Here is a 16,311-nt window from a genome sequence, read left to right as displayed (position 1 = left end):
TGAATTTTGAAGAGCGCATCAATCCGATGCAGAAGTTTCTGAGGCGGTGCGCCGGGAAAATCCCCAGATAAAAATAAGCGCGATCGCGACAATCATCAGCCATTCTGGAGGAACGTAAGCTGGAGCGAGGGCTTTCATCATCAGGCGCGCACCGACAACGGCGACGGCAATATATCCTGCATCTTCGAGGTTGTCGTATTCTTCAATCCAGCGGATGAACAATCCAGCCATAAAGCGCAAGGCAATTACGCCGATAGTACCCCCTGCTAAGATCAACCAGGTTTGGTCGGCGACGGCGATCGCCGTGGTGACGCTATCGAGGGAAAAGGCTAAGTCGGTCACGGCAATCATGGGGATGGCTTGCCAAAGGGAGGCAAAACGAAAGCCTTTGCTGTTATCTTGTGAGTTTCCCCCAGAGCTAAAGTATTTCCAGGACAACCACAACAAGTACAGCGCCCCTAAAACTTCAAACTGCCAAAACTTGATGACCCAAGTTGCCGTTAAAATCAAGGCGATGCGGAGGAAGTAGGCGGCGATTAAGCCGATGTTAAGGGCGCGGCGCTGCATGGCGCGGTCTTCTAAGCCTTGGGCAATGGAGGCAAGCGCGATCGCGTTATCGGCGGATAAAACGGCTTCTAGTACGACCAGCAGCAGTAAAATGAACGGAACGGTAAAATCGATGGCAATCTGATTCTGAAATACTTGTTCTAACATGGGATCGCGAACAACAACTTAAAAAAACAGGAGATTGTTATCTGTACCCTTTCCATTGTAGTTTTTCGCCGCCCACCTTGAATTTTTAATATGGCGGGATCAGGCTTGCCAAAATTTTTGCGCGCTCTCCCACAATTCTCCTAAAGACCGCTTAATTTGACGTTTTCGCTGCCAATTTTGAAAGGCTTCTTCGTAAGCATCGCCTTTGAGTTGATAGACTTTCCAAGCATCGAGGGAGACGAATAAAGCACACAGCAGCAAGATGTAGAGCGACCAAGAGACGTTCCCTCCCATTAAGCTATCCCAGGAAATTAAGAAGATATTGAAGATCGAATATCGCCCGATGCGATGGTGGAGTTGTTGTCGCCGCGCGGTATCAAAGGCGAGATGTTGTTGGGTGAGGGAATTTTGCTGTTGCCAGTCTTGCTCTGCGGCTTGCAGGCAATCCGCAGATATACCGAGTTCTGAGGCAATTTCTAAGAGTTGCGATCGCGAAAGTTCGCCTTCCTCGGTTTGGCGGGCAAAGGCGAGTTGCAGGATTTGTTGGGCTTCCTCTTGTTGATAGGTACGAGGGAGATCGAGGTCTGAAGCTTTCATGATTCCAGAAGCAAGCCATTCAGTAGGTGAGTTGGGCTAACTCTATTCTATGAGAAACTGCTTTGCCGCCGTCGGGAGCCACTCTTAATACCAATTCAAAATTAAAAATTCAAAATTTAAAATGAAGAAACCTAGATATATTAGGGGTTTCAGCCTCAAGATGTGTCGTCCGAACTCGGAGAATTGGTATACGAACGCGATCGCTCGCTTCTGCCGGTTAGGAGTACGAGGGGAGAGACGATCGTTTTAAAATTGGGATATACTCGAATGCTTGCGATCGCTAAGCAACTCCTTTAATCAATCTCTCTCATTCAATCTTGAATCTTCCTCTAACCGACTTAGCCCGTCAATTTCAACCCGAAGCAAAGTTTGTTGAAATTCGGGAATGGGGCAATGGCAATATTAATCGAACTTACCGCGTTAGCTGCGATCGCATCCCAGAAAGCGATTTCATTCTCCAACGCCTGAATACGGATATTTTTCGCCAACCGGAGCAGGTGATGGATAATATGGAGCGGGTGACGCAGCATATGCAAGCGAGGGTGCAGGAAAGTCCTTTTTTGCGCGATCGCGTTTGGCAAGTGCCGCGCGTTCTCCCGACTCGGGAGGGGAAAAATCACGTTATTGATGGGGAAGGAAGTTTCTGGCGGGCGCTGAGTTTTATTGAAGGGGCGCACTTTGTCGATACGATTGACAATTCGGCGCTAGCTGAAGAGATTGGCTTTGCGCTGGGCGCTTTTCATACCTTAATTAGCGATTTACCGGCAGATAAACTCAACGATACGCTGCCGGGATTTCATATTACGCCCAACTATTTGGAACAATACGAAAAGGTTTTGGCGGCGGCGGAATTTAAACCCTCTGCGGAGGTGAATTATTGCTTGCAGTTTATCCGCGATCGCGCCCCAAAAGCAACGGTCTTAGAAGTGGCGAAAGCGCGCGGATTGCTGCAACTGCGCCCGATTCACGGCGATCCGAAGGTCAATAATGTCGCGATCGCTACGGCAACGGGACGGGCAATCTCGATTATCGATCTCGATACCGTTAAACCCGGACTGATTCATTACGATATCGGCGATTGTTTGCGATCGAGTTGCAATCCTTTAGGAGAAGAAACTCACAATTGGGAAGCGGTTAAATTCGATCGCGATCTTTGTAACGCTGTCTTACAAGGGTATCTTTCCGTCGCGAACAACTTTCTCACCGAAAATGATTATCGCTACCTCTACGAATCTATTTTTACTATCGCCTTTGAACTTGGGCTGCGCTTCTTCTGCGATTATCTCGCTGGGAATATTTACTTTAAAACCACCGATCCCGAACACAATTTAAGGAGAGCTTTAGTTCAATTGCGGCTCGCAGAAAGTATCGAAAAGCAGGAAGAATCGTTACGCCAAGCAATCCGAGCATTACAATGAGCGAATTTACCTTTTCCCTACAACCTTTCGAGATAATAGATAGCCCAAGAGTAAAAATCGAGGGAAAAATTCGACATTCCAATTATCTTTTTAAAATTGATTATATCCTATCAGGAGAAGTGAAGTCGATCGAATTGCCAGAATTTAGGATTGAAACAGAACGTAAAAATGAATTGTGGAAAACCACTTGTTTTGAGTTCTTTTTAGGCATGAAAAAATCGTCCCGCTACTGGGAATTCAATCTATCTCCGAGCGGCGATTGGAATGTTTATCGCTTCGAGGACTATCGCCACGGAATGGAAGAAGAACGCAGAATCTCGAGGTTGCCCTTTGAGGTGCGATCGCGCGATAATTATGTTGCTCTTAGCTTGGAATTCGATTTAGCAGCAATTGTCAGCGAACCTGAAGCATTAGAAATCGCGATCGCGAGCGTTATTCAAACCCAAACCGGCGGGGTAACTTATTGGGCATTGAAACATTGCGGAACAGAAGCCGACTTTCATCGTCGCGATAGCTTTGTTGACTTGGCGTAATAATAGAAGTGTAAGGATAAAATAATCCTACGTCAAAATGACAACCGAGCAAATCCTGGAAAACCGTTACCGAATCATCCGATCTTTGGGCAGTGGTGGATTTGGCGAAACATATCTCGCTGAAGATCTGCATATGCCATCCGCTCGTCGCTGCGTTATCAAACAACTTAAACCAATAGCACACAATCCAACCGTTCATCAACTGGTGCAAGAACGATTTGCACGGGAAGCTGCAATCCTTGAAGAGTTAGGAAATTCTCATCCACAAATTCCTTCACTCTATGCTTACTTTGAATCCAATGGAAAATTTTACTTAGTGCAAGAATGGATTGAGGGGGAAACATTAACCAACAAACTGATGCGGGAGAAGACTATTACAGAAAGTGCCGCGATCGAAATTTTATGCAGCCTCCTACCTGTATTAGATTACGTGCATTATAAGCGTATTATTCACCGCGATATTAAACCTGATAATATTATCTTACGAAACCGAGATAACTCTCCCGTTCTTATTGATTTTGGAGCCGTCAAGGAAATCATGGGAACGACGATAACAACTTCGGGAAACGGTAGTAGCTCTATTATCATTGGAACTCCGGGTTTCATGCCGAGCGAACAAGCGATCGGAAGACCGATGTTTGCTAGCGATTTATATAGCTTGGGGCTAACGGCAATCTATTTATTAACGGGTAAAATTCCCCAGGAAATTTCCACCGATCCGGTCACGGGAACAATATTATGGCGGCAGTATGCACCAACGGTAAGTGCGACATTAGCGGCAATTCTCGATAAGGTTATTCAACCGCATCCGCGCGATCGCTACCAAAGCGCTAGAGAAATGCTCGATGCACTCCAACCTCTAGCCATAGATCTTCCCTTTCCAACAACAGTTCTGCCTTCTCAATCTCCTCAGTTTTTGCCAACTATAACCAGTTTCTCTCAAAGCCCAGTTTCTACATCCTCTCCGCCCGAACAATTATCTAGCACTGGGTTAAACAACTGGCAAAAAGCAGGTATTGCGGGCAGTGTTATGGGGATATTTTTGACAGGAGGGTTAGTTTTAAATCAATCTAAGACAAGAAATTTTAATTATATTAATAAGCAACCTCAAGAATTTTATTTTGTTGCAGATGATGCTTACTCGAATATAAACTTTGCTAGTGAAAGAGTTGAAAACTTGCAAAGATTGGGCTATCAGGGAGCCGGGATGTTCTGGATTAGAGAATATCCAAATCTATCGGGGAAAAACCTTTTGCAGGTCTATCCGGCTAAATTTGTAGATAGAGATTCTTGCGCTAAGTTCATTGAAAGTTATCGACTTCGCAATCCTGAGAGTTATTGTGTTTTTGGAAGCAAAAATCCGGCAGCAAATCCCGATCGCTTTTAAATGGCTTAAACGAGACGGCAAATCGCTACTATAATAGGAAGATTACATAAAGTTATTTTATCCCTCGCGATGTCTGGGAACTTAGCCGAACTCATCCAATCCTTAGAGCCAGAAATTTCCAGTAAGCTGGAAATCGAGGAACGTGCGAATGCTCGCCCGGTAAGTTGGCAGCAGTACGAAATGCTTCTGCTCAAATTGCAAGATACTGCTTATTATCGCGTCACTTATCTGAATGGAGTCTTAGAAATTGTGTCGCCCAGTCGTCGTCACGAAGGCGTAAAAAAGCGCATCGCAACGCTATTGGAAGTGTATTTTGAAGAAACAGATACTCAATATTATCCCCTCGGTTCCACCACTTTGCGCCAACAAGAACGGCTTGGAGGAACAGAACCCGATGAAAGTTATTGCATTGGTGAGGAAAAAACGCTGCCTGACTTAGCAATAGAAGTTGTTTTTACCAGTGGTGGTATCGATAAATTAGCCGTGTATCAAAGACTTGGTATTTTAGAAGTTTGGTTTTGGCAAAAAGAGCGATTCTCCTTATATCGTCTGGAAGGGGAATCTTACAAAGAGATACCCCACAGCGAACTACTTCCCGATCTCGATTTAACTTTGCTTTCTGAATATGTCCGACACTCTAACCCACTTTTAGCAGTTAAAGCATTTCGACAACACCTTCAAGGCATAATTCAGTAAACCGATAATAATCATTTAAAGCGTACCGCCCTACCGTGTTTCTCTATATTGAATGACCACAAGAACCTACGCTCGCTTGCTCGCAATTATCTTCCTCTGTTTTAACCTCTTTCTCCTTACAAGTTGTCAGCTTCAATCCCGCACCAATACCGATGTCGTTCATTTAACCTTATGGCACGGAATTAACCCGCCGCCTAACCGCGATGTTTTCAATCGCTTAGTCGAGCGCTTCAATCAAACTCATGAAAAGATTCAAGTTGAAGCCTTATATGTCGGTCAAGCCGACCAACAACTACCAAAAATTCTAACAGCAGTTATTGGGAATGCTGCGCCGGATTTATTATGGTTTGCGCCGACGCTGACAGGGCAGTTAAAAGAATTAGGTGCGATCCGCTCTCTCGATGACTGGTGGAATAGTTCGCCCTTAAAAGCAGAATTAAATCCCGCACTTTTACCGACCATGCAGTTAGATGGAAAAATTTGGTCGGTGCCGATGGCGACGAATAATGTAGGTTTATTTTATCGTCCCAGTTTGTTGAAAGCAGCGGGAATTACTGAGTTGCCAAAAACTTGGGCGGAATTGCGACAGACAGCGCAACGGTTGACGCGAGAAAGTGGCGGTAATGGCAAGCGTTATGGTTTGGTTTTATCGCTTGGAAAAGGTGAATGGACGGTTTTTACTTGGTTGCCCTTTTTTTACAGTTCGGGGGGAGAGTTAGTGCGCGATGGCAGCGTTAATTTGTTGAGTGAAGAAGCGATCGCGGCGTTGCAATTTTGGGCAGATTTAAGGCAAGATGGTTCGACTATTCTTTCTGCACCAGAACGCGGTTACGAACAAGACGATTTTATTGCGGGGCGGGTGGCAATGCAATTAACCGGGCCTTGGACTTTAGGCTTTTTAAAGGAAACGCCGATTAAGAATGATTACGGGGTAATGCCCATTCCGCAAAACCGAGAAGCGGCAACTGTTTTGGGGGGAGAAAATTTGTTTGTGATGAAAACGACGCGCGATGTCGTTCCTCGATCGCGAAGAGATCGCGAAAAGGCAGCGTTAGAATTTCTTGAATACATTCTAGGCGAAGAATTTCAAACGCAATGGGCATTAGAAACGGGATATTTACCTGTTAATCTAAAAGCCCAACAAAGTAAGACTTATCAGGCGTATTTAGCTAAAAATCCAGCTTTGCAAGTATTCATCGAACAGACGAAAAATGCGCGATCGCGCCCTTTAGTTCCCGCTTATGTCAGATTATCGGATAACTTGGGACGCGCGATCGAGGCAACCTTACTCGGAACGCCGCCGCGAGAAGCATTAACCGCCTCCCAAAAACGTCTCGATTTGGCAGTTAATCGCAACTAATTCAAGCTGTAAAAGGCTCGAAGGCTTCCCCTAGCTTTAATTCTGTTCTGTAGTCGTTGCCACTTGAAAATTAAGCGCCTTCTGTTTCATCATTTGAAAAGTGTTATAAAAACCGTTAGCGCGCGAAGGCGTTAAACTTGCATTTAGCCCTGTTTCAGCAATAAAATCGGGACTAACTTTCAGGATTTCCTCGGGCGTTAAACCGTTGAGTCCTTCAATTAAAAAGGCGACTAATCCTTTAACGAGTTGTGCATCTGAATCGCCAGAATACACAACTTTTCCATCTTCGATACGCGCCGAAATATAGACTTGGGAGACGCAACCCTTAACCTTATTTTCTGGAACTTTATCCTCTTCAGGCAGGGGTTGCAGTTTTTTTGCGTAACTGAGGAGTTGTTGATAGCGAAGTTTGGGATCGCTATGGCGTTTGAAGCGTGCGACGAGGGTAGAAAGTTTGGCGGGAATTTCAGAAGATGACATGGTAGAAAAGCATCGCGATCGGCAAGACTCGTTTAGTTTATCGCAGTCGGGAGCGCGTGCGAGAGGGGAGAGGGGGGGAATGGTGAATTATGAATGATGAGTGATGAATTATGAATGGTGAGTGGTGAGTAATGAATAATGAGGGGTGAGGGGGGAATGGTGAATTATGAATGGTGAGTGGTGAATAATGAGGGGTGACGGGGGGAGGGGGTGACGGGGGGAAAGATTTTTGGGATATCTCGATGAGATTGTTTGAGTTTAATATCCCGATCCATTATCAATTATCAATTATCAATTATCCATTATCCATTATCCGCCGCTGCCAGGGACTATGACGTTGCGCGTAGTACCCTAAAATTGCATCAATGCGATCGCGCTGCCCTTCTGCGTCGGGATAGCGCAGCACCAAAGAATCCACCTGACTTTGATGGTAGTCGAACTCGGTTGGCACGCGCGCGATCGACTCAACTTCAACCCCACTTACTTGACGCAGATGAGCGGCGACTTCTCGATACACCGCTAAAGGCAAACCCGGACAGCAAATTCGTTCTTGTTGCATCTCAGCGCGCCTATCCCTCAGAAGCTCCATTCGGGGAGGGAGTCGATTGCGGGGCCGCTTCCGGCGAACCGCCAGAGGAAGAAGTGGGGGCTGCGGCTGTCTCGCCACCTTCGCCAACGCGCCGAGCGACTTCAACGCCTTTTTCTTCTAAAATGACAACCGGACTGCCGCCTTTGTTGGTAATAATCCGCTTCACTAAAACCTGTCCGTTCGCCAAATAATCCCCGGCTTTAACGTAGCGCGATTCTTGTCCGGCAGCTTGAACGATCGCGTGGGGAACGCCGCGAATTTCAATGACTCCCGTTACCTTCACGGCTTTAGCATTCGTCGGGTCGGGCGCTTTAGGCAGTTGAGGAGGGTTAAAGTTGGGCGAACCGGGAGCGCCGCTCGAACCGCCCGCTCTTCCACTCGAACCGGCAGAAGGCGGTTTCTCAATCGGCGGTAAGTTAGGCAGTTCTGGAACCGAGCGCCCTTGAACCTTCTGTTCGGTTGCTTTTGCCTGTTGCGAACCTCCTCCTCCAGGAGCGGGGACGGGAACGGGCGGGCGCAGGAAGCGCGGCAGTCCCGGAAAACGAGCGGGTCTTTCGATGGGCGGGAGGGGCGGGAGGGAAGGAACGGATCGTTTGGGCGTTGGCTTAGCTTTTTTAGCTTCTACGCCGCCTGGAGCCTGTTTGATGGTCGCGCGCGCCGGAAAAGCGGAAAAAGGGTCTGAATTGCGGGGTTTAATATCGTCTTCGCGCTTGTTGGGATCGGTCGAAGCAATCAAACCGGCAGCAACGTTCGGCTGGGAGACAACGACGGTCTTTTGCGGTGCTTGGGCTGCGGCTTTCTGGGTAGCGGTCTGAGCTTTCGGCTTGACGGGAACGGATTGGACTGCGGCTGGTTCGCTGGCGGTTTCATCCTCTCCACCGCCAAAAAATGGCAAATTCTCGCAACCGGACAATGTAAAAGTTAACATTGCCAGCAATGGAATATATAAGGTTTTCTGCATTGCCAATCCTCCAAGATTTAACGAGAAGACACCGCGATCGCGCTTGCTTTAAGCCTTAAACCGAACAGTCCGCACGGGGCTAATTTCCCCTTCATTCTAGCGTATGCTAGGCTTGCGCCCATCATAAACTTTTGGAGAAAGAAAAATTGCAGTCGTGCAAAAATTTTCAATTTCGCTGCCCGCCTGCCGTTGATTGTAAAGCAGAGAGGAGCATTTGAGATGACTTCTTGTTTTCCTTTACAAATCTCTGTCGTACAACCGACGGCGGTCGAAATTCAGGAAGTCCGCACTTACAATCAGTTGTTAGAACGAGCGGCACAAAAAATCCCTGCTTTACCCACCGATCGCCAAGAGCGTGCTGGCGCGATGCGAGAAGCGTTGCGGAAAGCACCAGTTGTTTCCAAACCGCTCCCAGTCGGCGAAACGCGGCGAATTTCGACTCCCGACGGCGAGCTCAATTTGCGCGTTTTAATACCGTCGGAAGTGCGAGGAGTGTATCTCGATATTCACGGCGGCGGTTGGGTTCTGGGCGATGCCACCCTCGGAGAGCGTTTGAATTGGGAGATGGCACAAGCGGCGAAGGTGGCTACAGTAAGCGTCGATTATCGCCTCGCGCCGGAATATCCTTATCCGGCGGCGGTGGAAGATTGCGTTAATGCGGCGTTGTGGCTGGCGGATAATGCGATCGCGGAATTTGGGACGAATTGCTTGACAATTGGCGGTGAATCTGCTGGTGCTTATTTAGCAGTAATGACGCTATTGCAACTGCGCGATCGCTACAATCTGCTCCCTTTTAAGGCTGCTAACTTAATTTACGGCATTTACGACCTCGGAGGAACGCCAAGCTGTCGGCGGGGCAATCCGGCGCGAGAGTTCGATCTTACGCCCGAAGCGATGCAATGGTACATCAACTGCTTTTTACCCGAAGTTGCGATCGCATCGCGGCGAGAACCGCAATATTCGCCGCTTTATGCCGATTTACGGGGAATGCCGCCCGCATTTTTGACGGCCAGCCGCAGCGATATTCTTTTGGATGATACGCTGTTTATGGCATCGCGCTGGGCGGCGGCGGGAAGTTCGGCAGAAGTCGCGCTGTACCCAGAACTGACGCACGGCTTTACCCTGCAACCACTCGCGCTGGCGAAAACGGCAACGGCGCGATCGCAACATTTCATCCGACAGCAAATTTTAGAGCAACCGTGACGGAAAAACCCAACCTCTTTATCGGCGTAGATGGCGGCGGAACCAAAACCTTAGTACGGCTGGAAGATAGCCGAGGCAACCTCTTAGGCGAGGGCAAAAGCGGCACTGCTAACGTCCGCTTGTCGGTGGAAATGACGTGGGAATCGATCTTAGGAGCGTTGGGGCAAGCCTTACGACAGGCGAATTTACCCCTCGATCCCGACTCGTATGATTATTATGTCGGTTGCGGACTGGCTGGAACGCAGGTTCCCGACGCGCGCCAGCGATTTTTGGATTGGCCCCATCCCTTTACTCAACTCGTTGTAGAATCCGACGGTTACACTTCTTGTCTCGGCGCGCATGACGGCGAAGATGGCGAGGTAATTTCGATTGGAACTGGCGTTATCGCTTATCGCATCGAAGGAGAACAAGTTTGGCGCATCGGCGGGTGGGGTTTTCCCCAAGGCGACGAGGGAAGCGGCGCTTGGCTGGGATTGGAAGCGATACGATTAACCCTGCAATGGCAAGATGGGAGGATTCCCGCATCGCCGCTGGTGGAGGCGGTTTTTGCCCATTTCGATCGCGATTTTAGTCGAATGTTGCTATGGGCGAATCGAGCGCAATCATCCCACTTCGCCCAAATCGCGCCGTTCGTCATCCAACAAGCCAAAGAAGGAGATTCCCGCGCGATCGCGTTAATGACCCAAGCAGCGGCAGAAATCGATAAAATTGGGGCAGCTTTAGCGAATAAAGGAAGCCAAATTTTACCGTGCAGCTTATTAGGGGGCGTTTCGCCGTTTCTCGAACCTTTGCTCTCAGAAACGTTGCGATCGCGTCTCATCCCCGCGAAGTACAATTCTGTACGAGGAGCGATTATTTTGATTCGTCGCGCGATCGAAAAGCAAAAAGATTGAGGGAGTTACGAAAAGTTTAAGAACTCCGATTTAACCCTAAAAAGCATCATTCCTTAACCTTAATTGCCACCATTGTAATATCATCAAACACTTTTTGTTTGCCGATATATCGCCGCACATCCTCAACAATTGCTTGACAAATCTCTTCGGAGGTACAGCGGTGGTGGGCGAGCAGCACTTCGCACAAGCGCTCAATTCCGTATTCTTTATTTTCGAGGTCGAAGGCTTCTGTTATTCCATCGCTATAAAGCAGCACGACATCTCCCGAATTTAAGGGGGTTTGATTTGACCCGACAAAATTGCTAATTTCCCGTTCCAAAGCTAAAGGAAACCCTAAATCGATCGTGTCGAATCGTTCTAAGGTTCCGTCGGCGCGCACGATAATTACTTCTTCATGCTGTCCGCTAAATTGTAGCATTCCGTCGCGATAATCCAGCAGGATAAGCGTCATACTTTTATCCGCTCTCATGCGCTGGATATTGTCAAAGAGGGTGCGGTTGAGGATGTTGATAAATTGCACCGGATCGCTCTGTCCATCGTTGTGGATACTGCGGGCGGCGGTTTGCACCATCATCATGATAGCACCGCTTTCTAAACCGTGTCCGGTGACATCTCCCAGCGCAATTTTCACCCCGCCATCGTATTGCCAAACATCGTAGTAATCGCCGCCGACATCATCAGCCGGTTCCATAAAACCAGCAATATCTAAGTTAGGAATTGCCTGCAATTCTTCGGCGGTTGGTAATACCATAAATTGCAGGGCTTTAGCGACATCGAGTTCGGTACTCATCCGCATATTTTCGTTTTCAAGGCGTTCGTTGAGGAGGGTGATTTCTTCGTTAGCAGCAGCAAGTTCTGCGGTGCGTTCGGCGACTTTTTGTTCGAGGTTTTGGTAGAGGCGCGCTTTGTCGATGGAAATTGCAGCTTGAGCGGCGAGAACTTTGATAACTTCGACGCGATCGCGCACGAAAACATGGGTCGTATGATTATTTTCAAGATACACGATCGCGCTAACTTTGCCGCGATCGAGGATAGGGGCGACGAGGACAGACTTGGGTTGCGCCTGCTGGATATAGGGATCGTCGCGATAGCGCGGATCTTGGCGAGCATCGGCGAGAACCACATCTTCTCGCGTCCGTTGCACGTATTGCAAAATCGAGAGCGGTAACATTTCCCCGCTCGCGATTTCTAAGTTTTGCAGCACCTCAATTTTAAGGGCGCGATCGACAATTCCCGAAGCTTGAACCCGCCAGTCTTGACCCTCCGCGACGATTAAAAAACCGCGCTGCGCCCCAGCATTTTCAATCGCTAATTGCATTAACTTTTCTAGCAATTTCTCGATTTCGATTTCGCTGGAAATGGCAAGCGCTGCTTGCGTGACCACCGCTGTATCGAAAATCTGTGGCGTTTTGTCGTGATTTGAGGGCGTTTGCAGCGTAATTTCTCCCTTTTGCGGCACAGTCGGGGACAAAAACCATTCTGGGTAACGCGCTTCTAAATCTTCCACTTTGCGGAGCGCCCCCCACTGCTGATAAATGTAGTAAGCTTTGCAAGCATACAAGCGAGCAAAATCAGGCTTCTGACGATTTAACCAGAACTTGGCGGCGAGTTCGTTAGCGATCGCTTCGTTGAGCAAAAAACCGTTATCTTTAGCCGACGCGATCGCGCGATCGTATAGCTCCATTGCCTCCTCTAAGCGCCCTTGAATTCGCCAGATTTCCGCTTCAATTAATAGCAACCGATTTAGAAAATTATCCGGACAATTCTCTGCCCATAATTCGTAGGTACGATGGCAGGTTTCTAGCAATTGCCAATACTCCGGTTTTTCTTCAGAAGGCAACTCCTTAAAAATGGCGGTAATACTCAACGCACAATCGAAATAAGGTTCGGCTTGCAGGATTGACCCTCGTACAAAAATTGCCTGTTCCACCGCCATTTTTCCCATCGTTACGGCTTGCGAGTAATCGCCATAAAGAAACGCAACTTTCGCTTTGTACATCCAATATTGGGCTATCCCTGGCGTAAAGTTCGCCTTCTGCCAAATTTCTAAGCCCTGTTGCTCGTCATATCCTTCGCTACTCAACGAGAATTTAGAAAACGTTTGACCTTTTAAGTTGAGCAGAAAATGCTGTTTGATTTGAATAGTTGCCAGAAAAACAAGATCGTGAGTTTTCCGAAAAAACTCGATATGCTCGTTAATTTCTTCTAAGATGCTCTCTAAATCTTCATTAGCAACAATTCGCTGCGAGATGAGATGGCTAGCACCAAAGCTAGTTTGTAAATCTCGCAGTTCGGCTCCCGCCTTAAAAGCCGCCCGCAGAATTGGAATATTTTGCTTTAAAGATTGTCGCCAAGGAGCAATGAGCGCGCCGAAAAGATTGAAAGAGTGAGAGACAAGTTCCTGACGTTTATTGAGCGCGACGGCTAATTTTCCAAACTCGTAACCCGCCTTATATTCTTGCAGTTGCGCGCTCAGAACTACGCCCCAAGCCGCGTAAGCATCGGCGACGTTTCTGGCGTTGCCGTACTCGTAGGTGATTTGCAACAATTTCAGCCCGATTAAAGCTAGTAAATGGCGATCGCAAAAATAAGCAGCCGGAGTCATATTATTAAGCAACCCCACACAAGCTTTCATGCGCGAATCGACCATTTCAGGTAGATCGGCAAGAGAAACAACCTCAATTTTTTCAAAAACTTCTCGATACCATTGAAAATATTCCGCAAGCATCTTTTGCAGGAGTTCGGGGTTATCGAGAGGAATGTGAATTCCGAAGCGATCGAGATAGCTCGCCCCTGTTTTGAGAATATTTCGATATTGACCTCGGAGACTGTAAAGAGCGCAGAGAATTTCTTGTAGCTCGACTTCTTCTAAGATAGTTTGGGCGTGCTTTAAAGCAACTTGTAAAAGTTCGTCCGCGCGCTCTAAGTTATTGCATAAATATTCGCATTCCGCCAAGTCGCGATGCAACACAAAAGTTAGCTCTCGCTCCTCACTCCAACTGTTAACAGGCGAGTGCGTTAAAGCTAGAGCAAAGTAATCCCGCGCCGAAGCAAACGCTGTCGATTTTTTCGCTTTTACCCCGCAGCGGTAATTAAGCAGCATCAGTTGTTTGTAGTCTTCTAACGAAGTCAGAGCGCCTTCTCCAGCGTTCCAGTGTCGCGTAATCTTAAAGAGCTTTTCCTCAAGCTCGCGATCGCTACTTTTAGCAAGCAACCAGCGCCCGATCTTTGCATGATTAACACAGCGTTGTTCCTCAGAAAGAAAGGCAGAGCAAACTTGTTGAATTCGGTCGTGAGAGAATTGATAAACGCGCTGTGAAACCGAGAATAGACTTGTTGAACTCTCCTCGCCACCAAGCCCAACTCGCCCTAACTTTTTGAGGTCGATAATCAGTCCTTCCTGCAAACTTTTATAAAGAACGTATTCGATATCTAGATGAGAATTGTTCTGAAGTTCAGCTAGCATTTCTCCGTCAAATTGACTGCCGATACAGCTTGCTAACCCCAGAAGTTGTTTATGACACTCTGAAAACTTCTCAAGTTTTTGGCTGACAAACTCAACTACATTTTCAGAAATATTAACTTGCTCAATCTGTCGGATATTCCAGTTCCAACTTCCGCGATCGCTGTTATACTCAAAAATTCCTTGCTGATAAAAAGACTTGAGAATTTGATTGAGAAAAAAGGGATTACCGTTGGTTTTTTGCTGGCAAAGCTGGGCGAGCGGACGGGCGCGATCGCGATCGCACTGTAAGGTTTCAACTATCAGTTCCAACGTTGACTCAAAACTTAACGGCGAGAGTTCGATTTCCTCAATCTTTACGCCTATTTCTGAAATACCATCTAGGGTTTCTTGCAACGGATGTTCGCCCTGAACCTCATTATCGCGAACGGTACCGAGTAAGAGAAAATGTGGGTTATCGAGTCCGCTTAACAGAACGCGGATTACACTCAGCGAAGCAGTATCTGCCCATTGAAGATCGTCCAGAAAAAGAATGAGGGGATGTTCCGGACGCGCGAAAACGCGAACAAATTTTTTAAAAACGGAGTTGAAACGATTGAGGCTATCGTTGGGCTTCAAACTGGGAACGGAACGCTGCTTGCCGATAATCATTTCTAATTCAGGAATGACATCGACAATCAATTGTCCGTGAACGCCTAACGCTTGCTCGAACTCTCCTTTCCACTTTTCCAAAGTTGCTTGGTTTTGGGCGAGGAGTTTATCGATAGACACCCGGAACGCTTGAATCAAACAAGCATAAGGCGTGTTCGGTTGCAATTGCTCGAATTTACCTTCAATAAAAAAACATTGATGCTGTTTAGAGCGCTCAAAAAATTGGTTAACTAAATAAGATTTTCCCGCGCCCGGTTCGCCTTTAATGAGAATGAATTGAGGCAACTGCTTTTCAAGGACTCGAGAGGCTGGCGGTGACGTTAAGGCGGTTGCTGGTGGAGGCAAAAAGAACCGCTCGAGCCTCGCATTCAAGCGTTGAAATTCTAGCTCCCGTCCGTAAAGTTTTTGAGGGATGACAAAGCGGCTGGCATCGTCTACAATGCCAATGGGGAAGGGAGCAATTTGACCGCTTGCACTCAGTCGCTCGTAACACTTTTTTAAATCCGCCAAAATTCCAAAGGCGGTTTGATACCGGCTTTCGACAGTTTTTGACAGAAGTTTCATCACAATTTCAGAAACCGAAAGCGGGATTGAAGGTTTTTTTTCGTGAGGGAGAATGGGCTGTCGGGCAAGGTGACAGTGAACCATTTCTAAAGGGTCATTTGTGAGAAACGGTCGCTCCTTCAGTAAAATTTCATATAAAGTTACGCCCAGAGAATAATAGTCAGTTCGGCGATCGACAGTTCGATTAATTCTTCCCGTTTGTTCCGGAGAAATATAAGGCCAACTTCCGACAATTGCTTGGGGATTTTCAAATGAGTTAGTTTCAGCACTAAAGCGTGCCGCTAGACCAAAATCGACGAGCTTGATTTGCGCGGTTTGAGGCTCGATAATAATATTGTCTGGTTTTATATCTCTGTGGATGATTTTGTGATGATGAAGTTCTTGGAGAGCGCTAACAATCGCGATCGCGATTTTTAAAAAGAGTCGCAGATCGATAGTCTTGAGCCTACAATACCGTCTCAGCGAAATACCCGTACTATTTTCAAAAACGATCGCGAGACGATGATTGTCGTTTTCTAAAGCATAAGCTCGGATGCTGCCCTTCAATGACAAACCCTTTAAAATTTCGTACTCGTGCTTGAGTCGAGCATTAACCGCCACATTTGGGTACTCATGGCGGCTCATTTTCAGCGTCACGAGTTTTCCGTCTCGTTCGCGAATGCCCCGATATACTGCCGTGGACAAACCTTCGTGAATCTGTTGCGTAAGTTGATATCCTTGTAAAAATTTCATAAAAGCGACCCGTTAATGAATAATTGATAATTGACAAAAGACAATTGACAATTAACAACGGATAAACCAC

13 protein-coding genes are annotated in these 16,311 nt (G+C 47.2%); 7 read left to right on the top strand and 6 right to left on the bottom strand.

Features of this window, described 5'->3' with window-relative positions:
* Positions 1-18: 18 nt before the first annotated feature.
* The gene (locus tag H6G50_RS01830) at positions 19-714 is read right to left on the bottom strand and encodes a hypothetical protein (RefSeq protein ID WP_190712672.1); all 696 of its coding nucleotides are present in this window, start codon (positions 712-714) and stop codon (positions 19-21) included.
* A 99-nt stretch (positions 715-813) separates the two neighbouring features.
* Positions 814-1,311, bottom strand: a complete 498-nt coding sequence (locus H6G50_RS01825; RefSeq protein ID WP_190712670.1) for a 2TM domain-containing protein — start codon at positions 1,309-1,311, stop codon at positions 814-816.
* Between the two features lie 317 nt (positions 1,312-1,628).
* Between H6G50_RS01825 and H6G50_RS01820 the strand changes: the two genes are divergently transcribed.
* The 5 genes from H6G50_RS01820 (at position 1,629) to H6G50_RS01800 (ending at position 6,705) form a co-directional block, all read left to right on the top strand.
* Entirely contained in the window at positions 1,629-2,729 is a 1,101-nt protein-coding gene (locus H6G50_RS01820; RefSeq protein ID WP_190712668.1) for an aminoglycoside phosphotransferase family protein, read from the top strand.
* 119 nt (positions 2,730-2,848) lie between these two features.
* Positions 2,849-3,262 (top strand): DOMON-like domain-containing protein, encoded by a 414-nt coding sequence (locus H6G50_RS01815; protein WP_199302654.1) that lies wholly within the window; start codon positions 2,849-2,851, stop codon positions 3,260-3,262.
* Positions 3,263-3,299: 37 nt separating this feature from the next.
* The gene (locus H6G50_RS01810; protein ID WP_190712664.1) at positions 3,300-4,649 is read left to right on the top strand and encodes a serine/threonine-protein kinase; all 1,350 of its coding nucleotides are present in this window, start codon (positions 3,300-3,302) and stop codon (positions 4,647-4,649) included.
* A gap of 69 nt (positions 4,650-4,718) precedes the next feature.
* Positions 4,719-5,345, top strand: coding sequence for a Uma2 family endonuclease (locus tag H6G50_RS01805; protein WP_190712663.1), 627 nt, complete (start codon positions 4,719-4,721; stop codon positions 5,343-5,345).
* A 52-nt stretch (positions 5,346-5,397) separates the two neighbouring features.
* On the top strand, positions 5,398-6,705 hold the full coding sequence (locus tag H6G50_RS01800) for an ABC transporter substrate-binding protein (RefSeq protein WP_190712661.1): 1,308 nt from the start codon (positions 5,398-5,400) through the stop codon (positions 6,703-6,705).
* A gap of 36 nt (positions 6,706-6,741) precedes the next feature.
* On the opposite strand, the gene H6G50_RS01795 is transcribed toward H6G50_RS01800, so the two are convergent.
* The 3 genes from H6G50_RS01795 to H6G50_RS01785 form a co-directional block, all read right to left on the bottom strand.
* Positions 6,742-7,185 (bottom strand): SufE family protein, encoded by a 444-nt coding sequence (locus H6G50_RS01795; protein WP_190712659.1) that lies wholly within the window; start codon positions 7,183-7,185, stop codon positions 6,742-6,744.
* Between the two features lie 295 nt (positions 7,186-7,480).
* Positions 7,481-7,744 carry a hypothetical protein gene (locus tag H6G50_RS01790; protein ID WP_190712657.1) on the bottom strand — a complete coding sequence of 88 codons (264 nt, stop codon included), beginning with the start codon at positions 7,742-7,744 and terminating at the stop codon, positions 7,481-7,483.
* 10 nt (positions 7,745-7,754) lie between these two features.
* Positions 7,755-8,735: a hypothetical protein gene (locus H6G50_RS01785; protein ID WP_190712655.1), complete on the bottom strand. Its 981-nt coding sequence runs from the start codon at positions 8,733-8,735 to the stop codon at positions 7,755-7,757.
* A 219-nt stretch (positions 8,736-8,954) separates the two neighbouring features.
* Between H6G50_RS01785 and H6G50_RS01780 the strand changes: the two genes are divergently transcribed.
* Positions 8,955-9,938, top strand: a complete 984-nt coding sequence (locus H6G50_RS01780; RefSeq protein ID WP_190712653.1) for an alpha/beta hydrolase — start codon at positions 8,955-8,957, stop codon at positions 9,936-9,938.
* Complete coding sequence (locus tag H6G50_RS01775; protein WP_190712651.1) at positions 9,935-10,831, top strand: BadF/BadG/BcrA/BcrD ATPase family protein; 897 nt, start codon at positions 9,935-9,937, stop codon at positions 10,829-10,831. The genes H6G50_RS01780 and H6G50_RS01775 overlap by 4 nt, the downstream gene beginning before the upstream one ends.
* A 46-nt stretch (positions 10,832-10,877) precedes the next feature.
* On the opposite strand, the gene H6G50_RS01770 is transcribed toward H6G50_RS01775, so the two are convergent.
* Positions 10,878-16,241 carry a SpoIIE family protein phosphatase gene (locus H6G50_RS01770; RefSeq protein WP_190712649.1) on the bottom strand — a complete coding sequence of 1,788 codons (5,364 nt, stop codon included), beginning with the start codon at positions 16,239-16,241 and terminating at the stop codon, positions 10,878-10,880.
* Between the last annotated feature and the right edge of the window lie 70 nt (positions 16,242-16,311).

Source organism: Oscillatoria sp. FACHB-1406 (genome assembly GCF_014698145.1).
Classification (GTDB): domain Bacteria; phylum Cyanobacteriota; class Cyanobacteriia; order Cyanobacteriales; family Spirulinaceae; genus FACHB-1406.
The sequence above is the reverse complement of the archived record's forward strand: the minus strand, read 5'-3'. Positions and strand labels throughout refer to the sequence as shown.

Coding starts and splice junctions, on each gene's coding strand:
- H6G50_RS01830 (WP_190712672.1), bottom strand. CDS start 714: ATGTTAGAACAAGTATTTCAGAATCAGATTGCCATCGATTTTACCGTT.
- H6G50_RS01825 (WP_190712670.1), bottom strand. CDS start 1,311: ATGAAAGCTTCAGACCTCGATCTCCCTCGTACCTATCAACAAGAGGAA.
- H6G50_RS01810 (WP_190712664.1), top strand. CDS start 3,300: ATGACAACCGAGCAAATCCTGGAAAACCGTTACCGAATCATCCGATCT.
- H6G50_RS01805 (WP_190712663.1), top strand. CDS start 4,719: ATGTCTGGGAACTTAGCCGAACTCATCCAATCCTTAGAGCCAGAAATT.
- H6G50_RS01800 (WP_190712661.1), top strand. CDS start 5,398: ATGACCACAAGAACCTACGCTCGCTTGCTCGCAATTATCTTCCTCTGT.
- H6G50_RS01795 (WP_190712659.1), bottom strand. CDS start 7,185: ATGTCATCTTCTGAAATTCCCGCCAAACTTTCTACCCTCGTCGCACGC.
- H6G50_RS01790 (WP_190712657.1), bottom strand. CDS start 7,744: ATGCAACAAGAACGAATTTGCTGTCCGGGTTTGCCTTTAGCGGTGTAT.
- H6G50_RS01785 (WP_190712655.1), bottom strand. CDS start 8,735: ATGCAGAAAACCTTATATATTCCATTGCTGGCAATGTTAACTTTTACA.
- H6G50_RS01780 (WP_190712653.1), top strand. CDS start 8,955: ATGACTTCTTGTTTTCCTTTACAAATCTCTGTCGTACAACCGACGGCG.
- H6G50_RS01770 (WP_190712649.1), bottom strand. CDS start 16,241: ATGAAATTTTTACAAGGATATCAACTTACGCAACAGATTCACGAAGGT.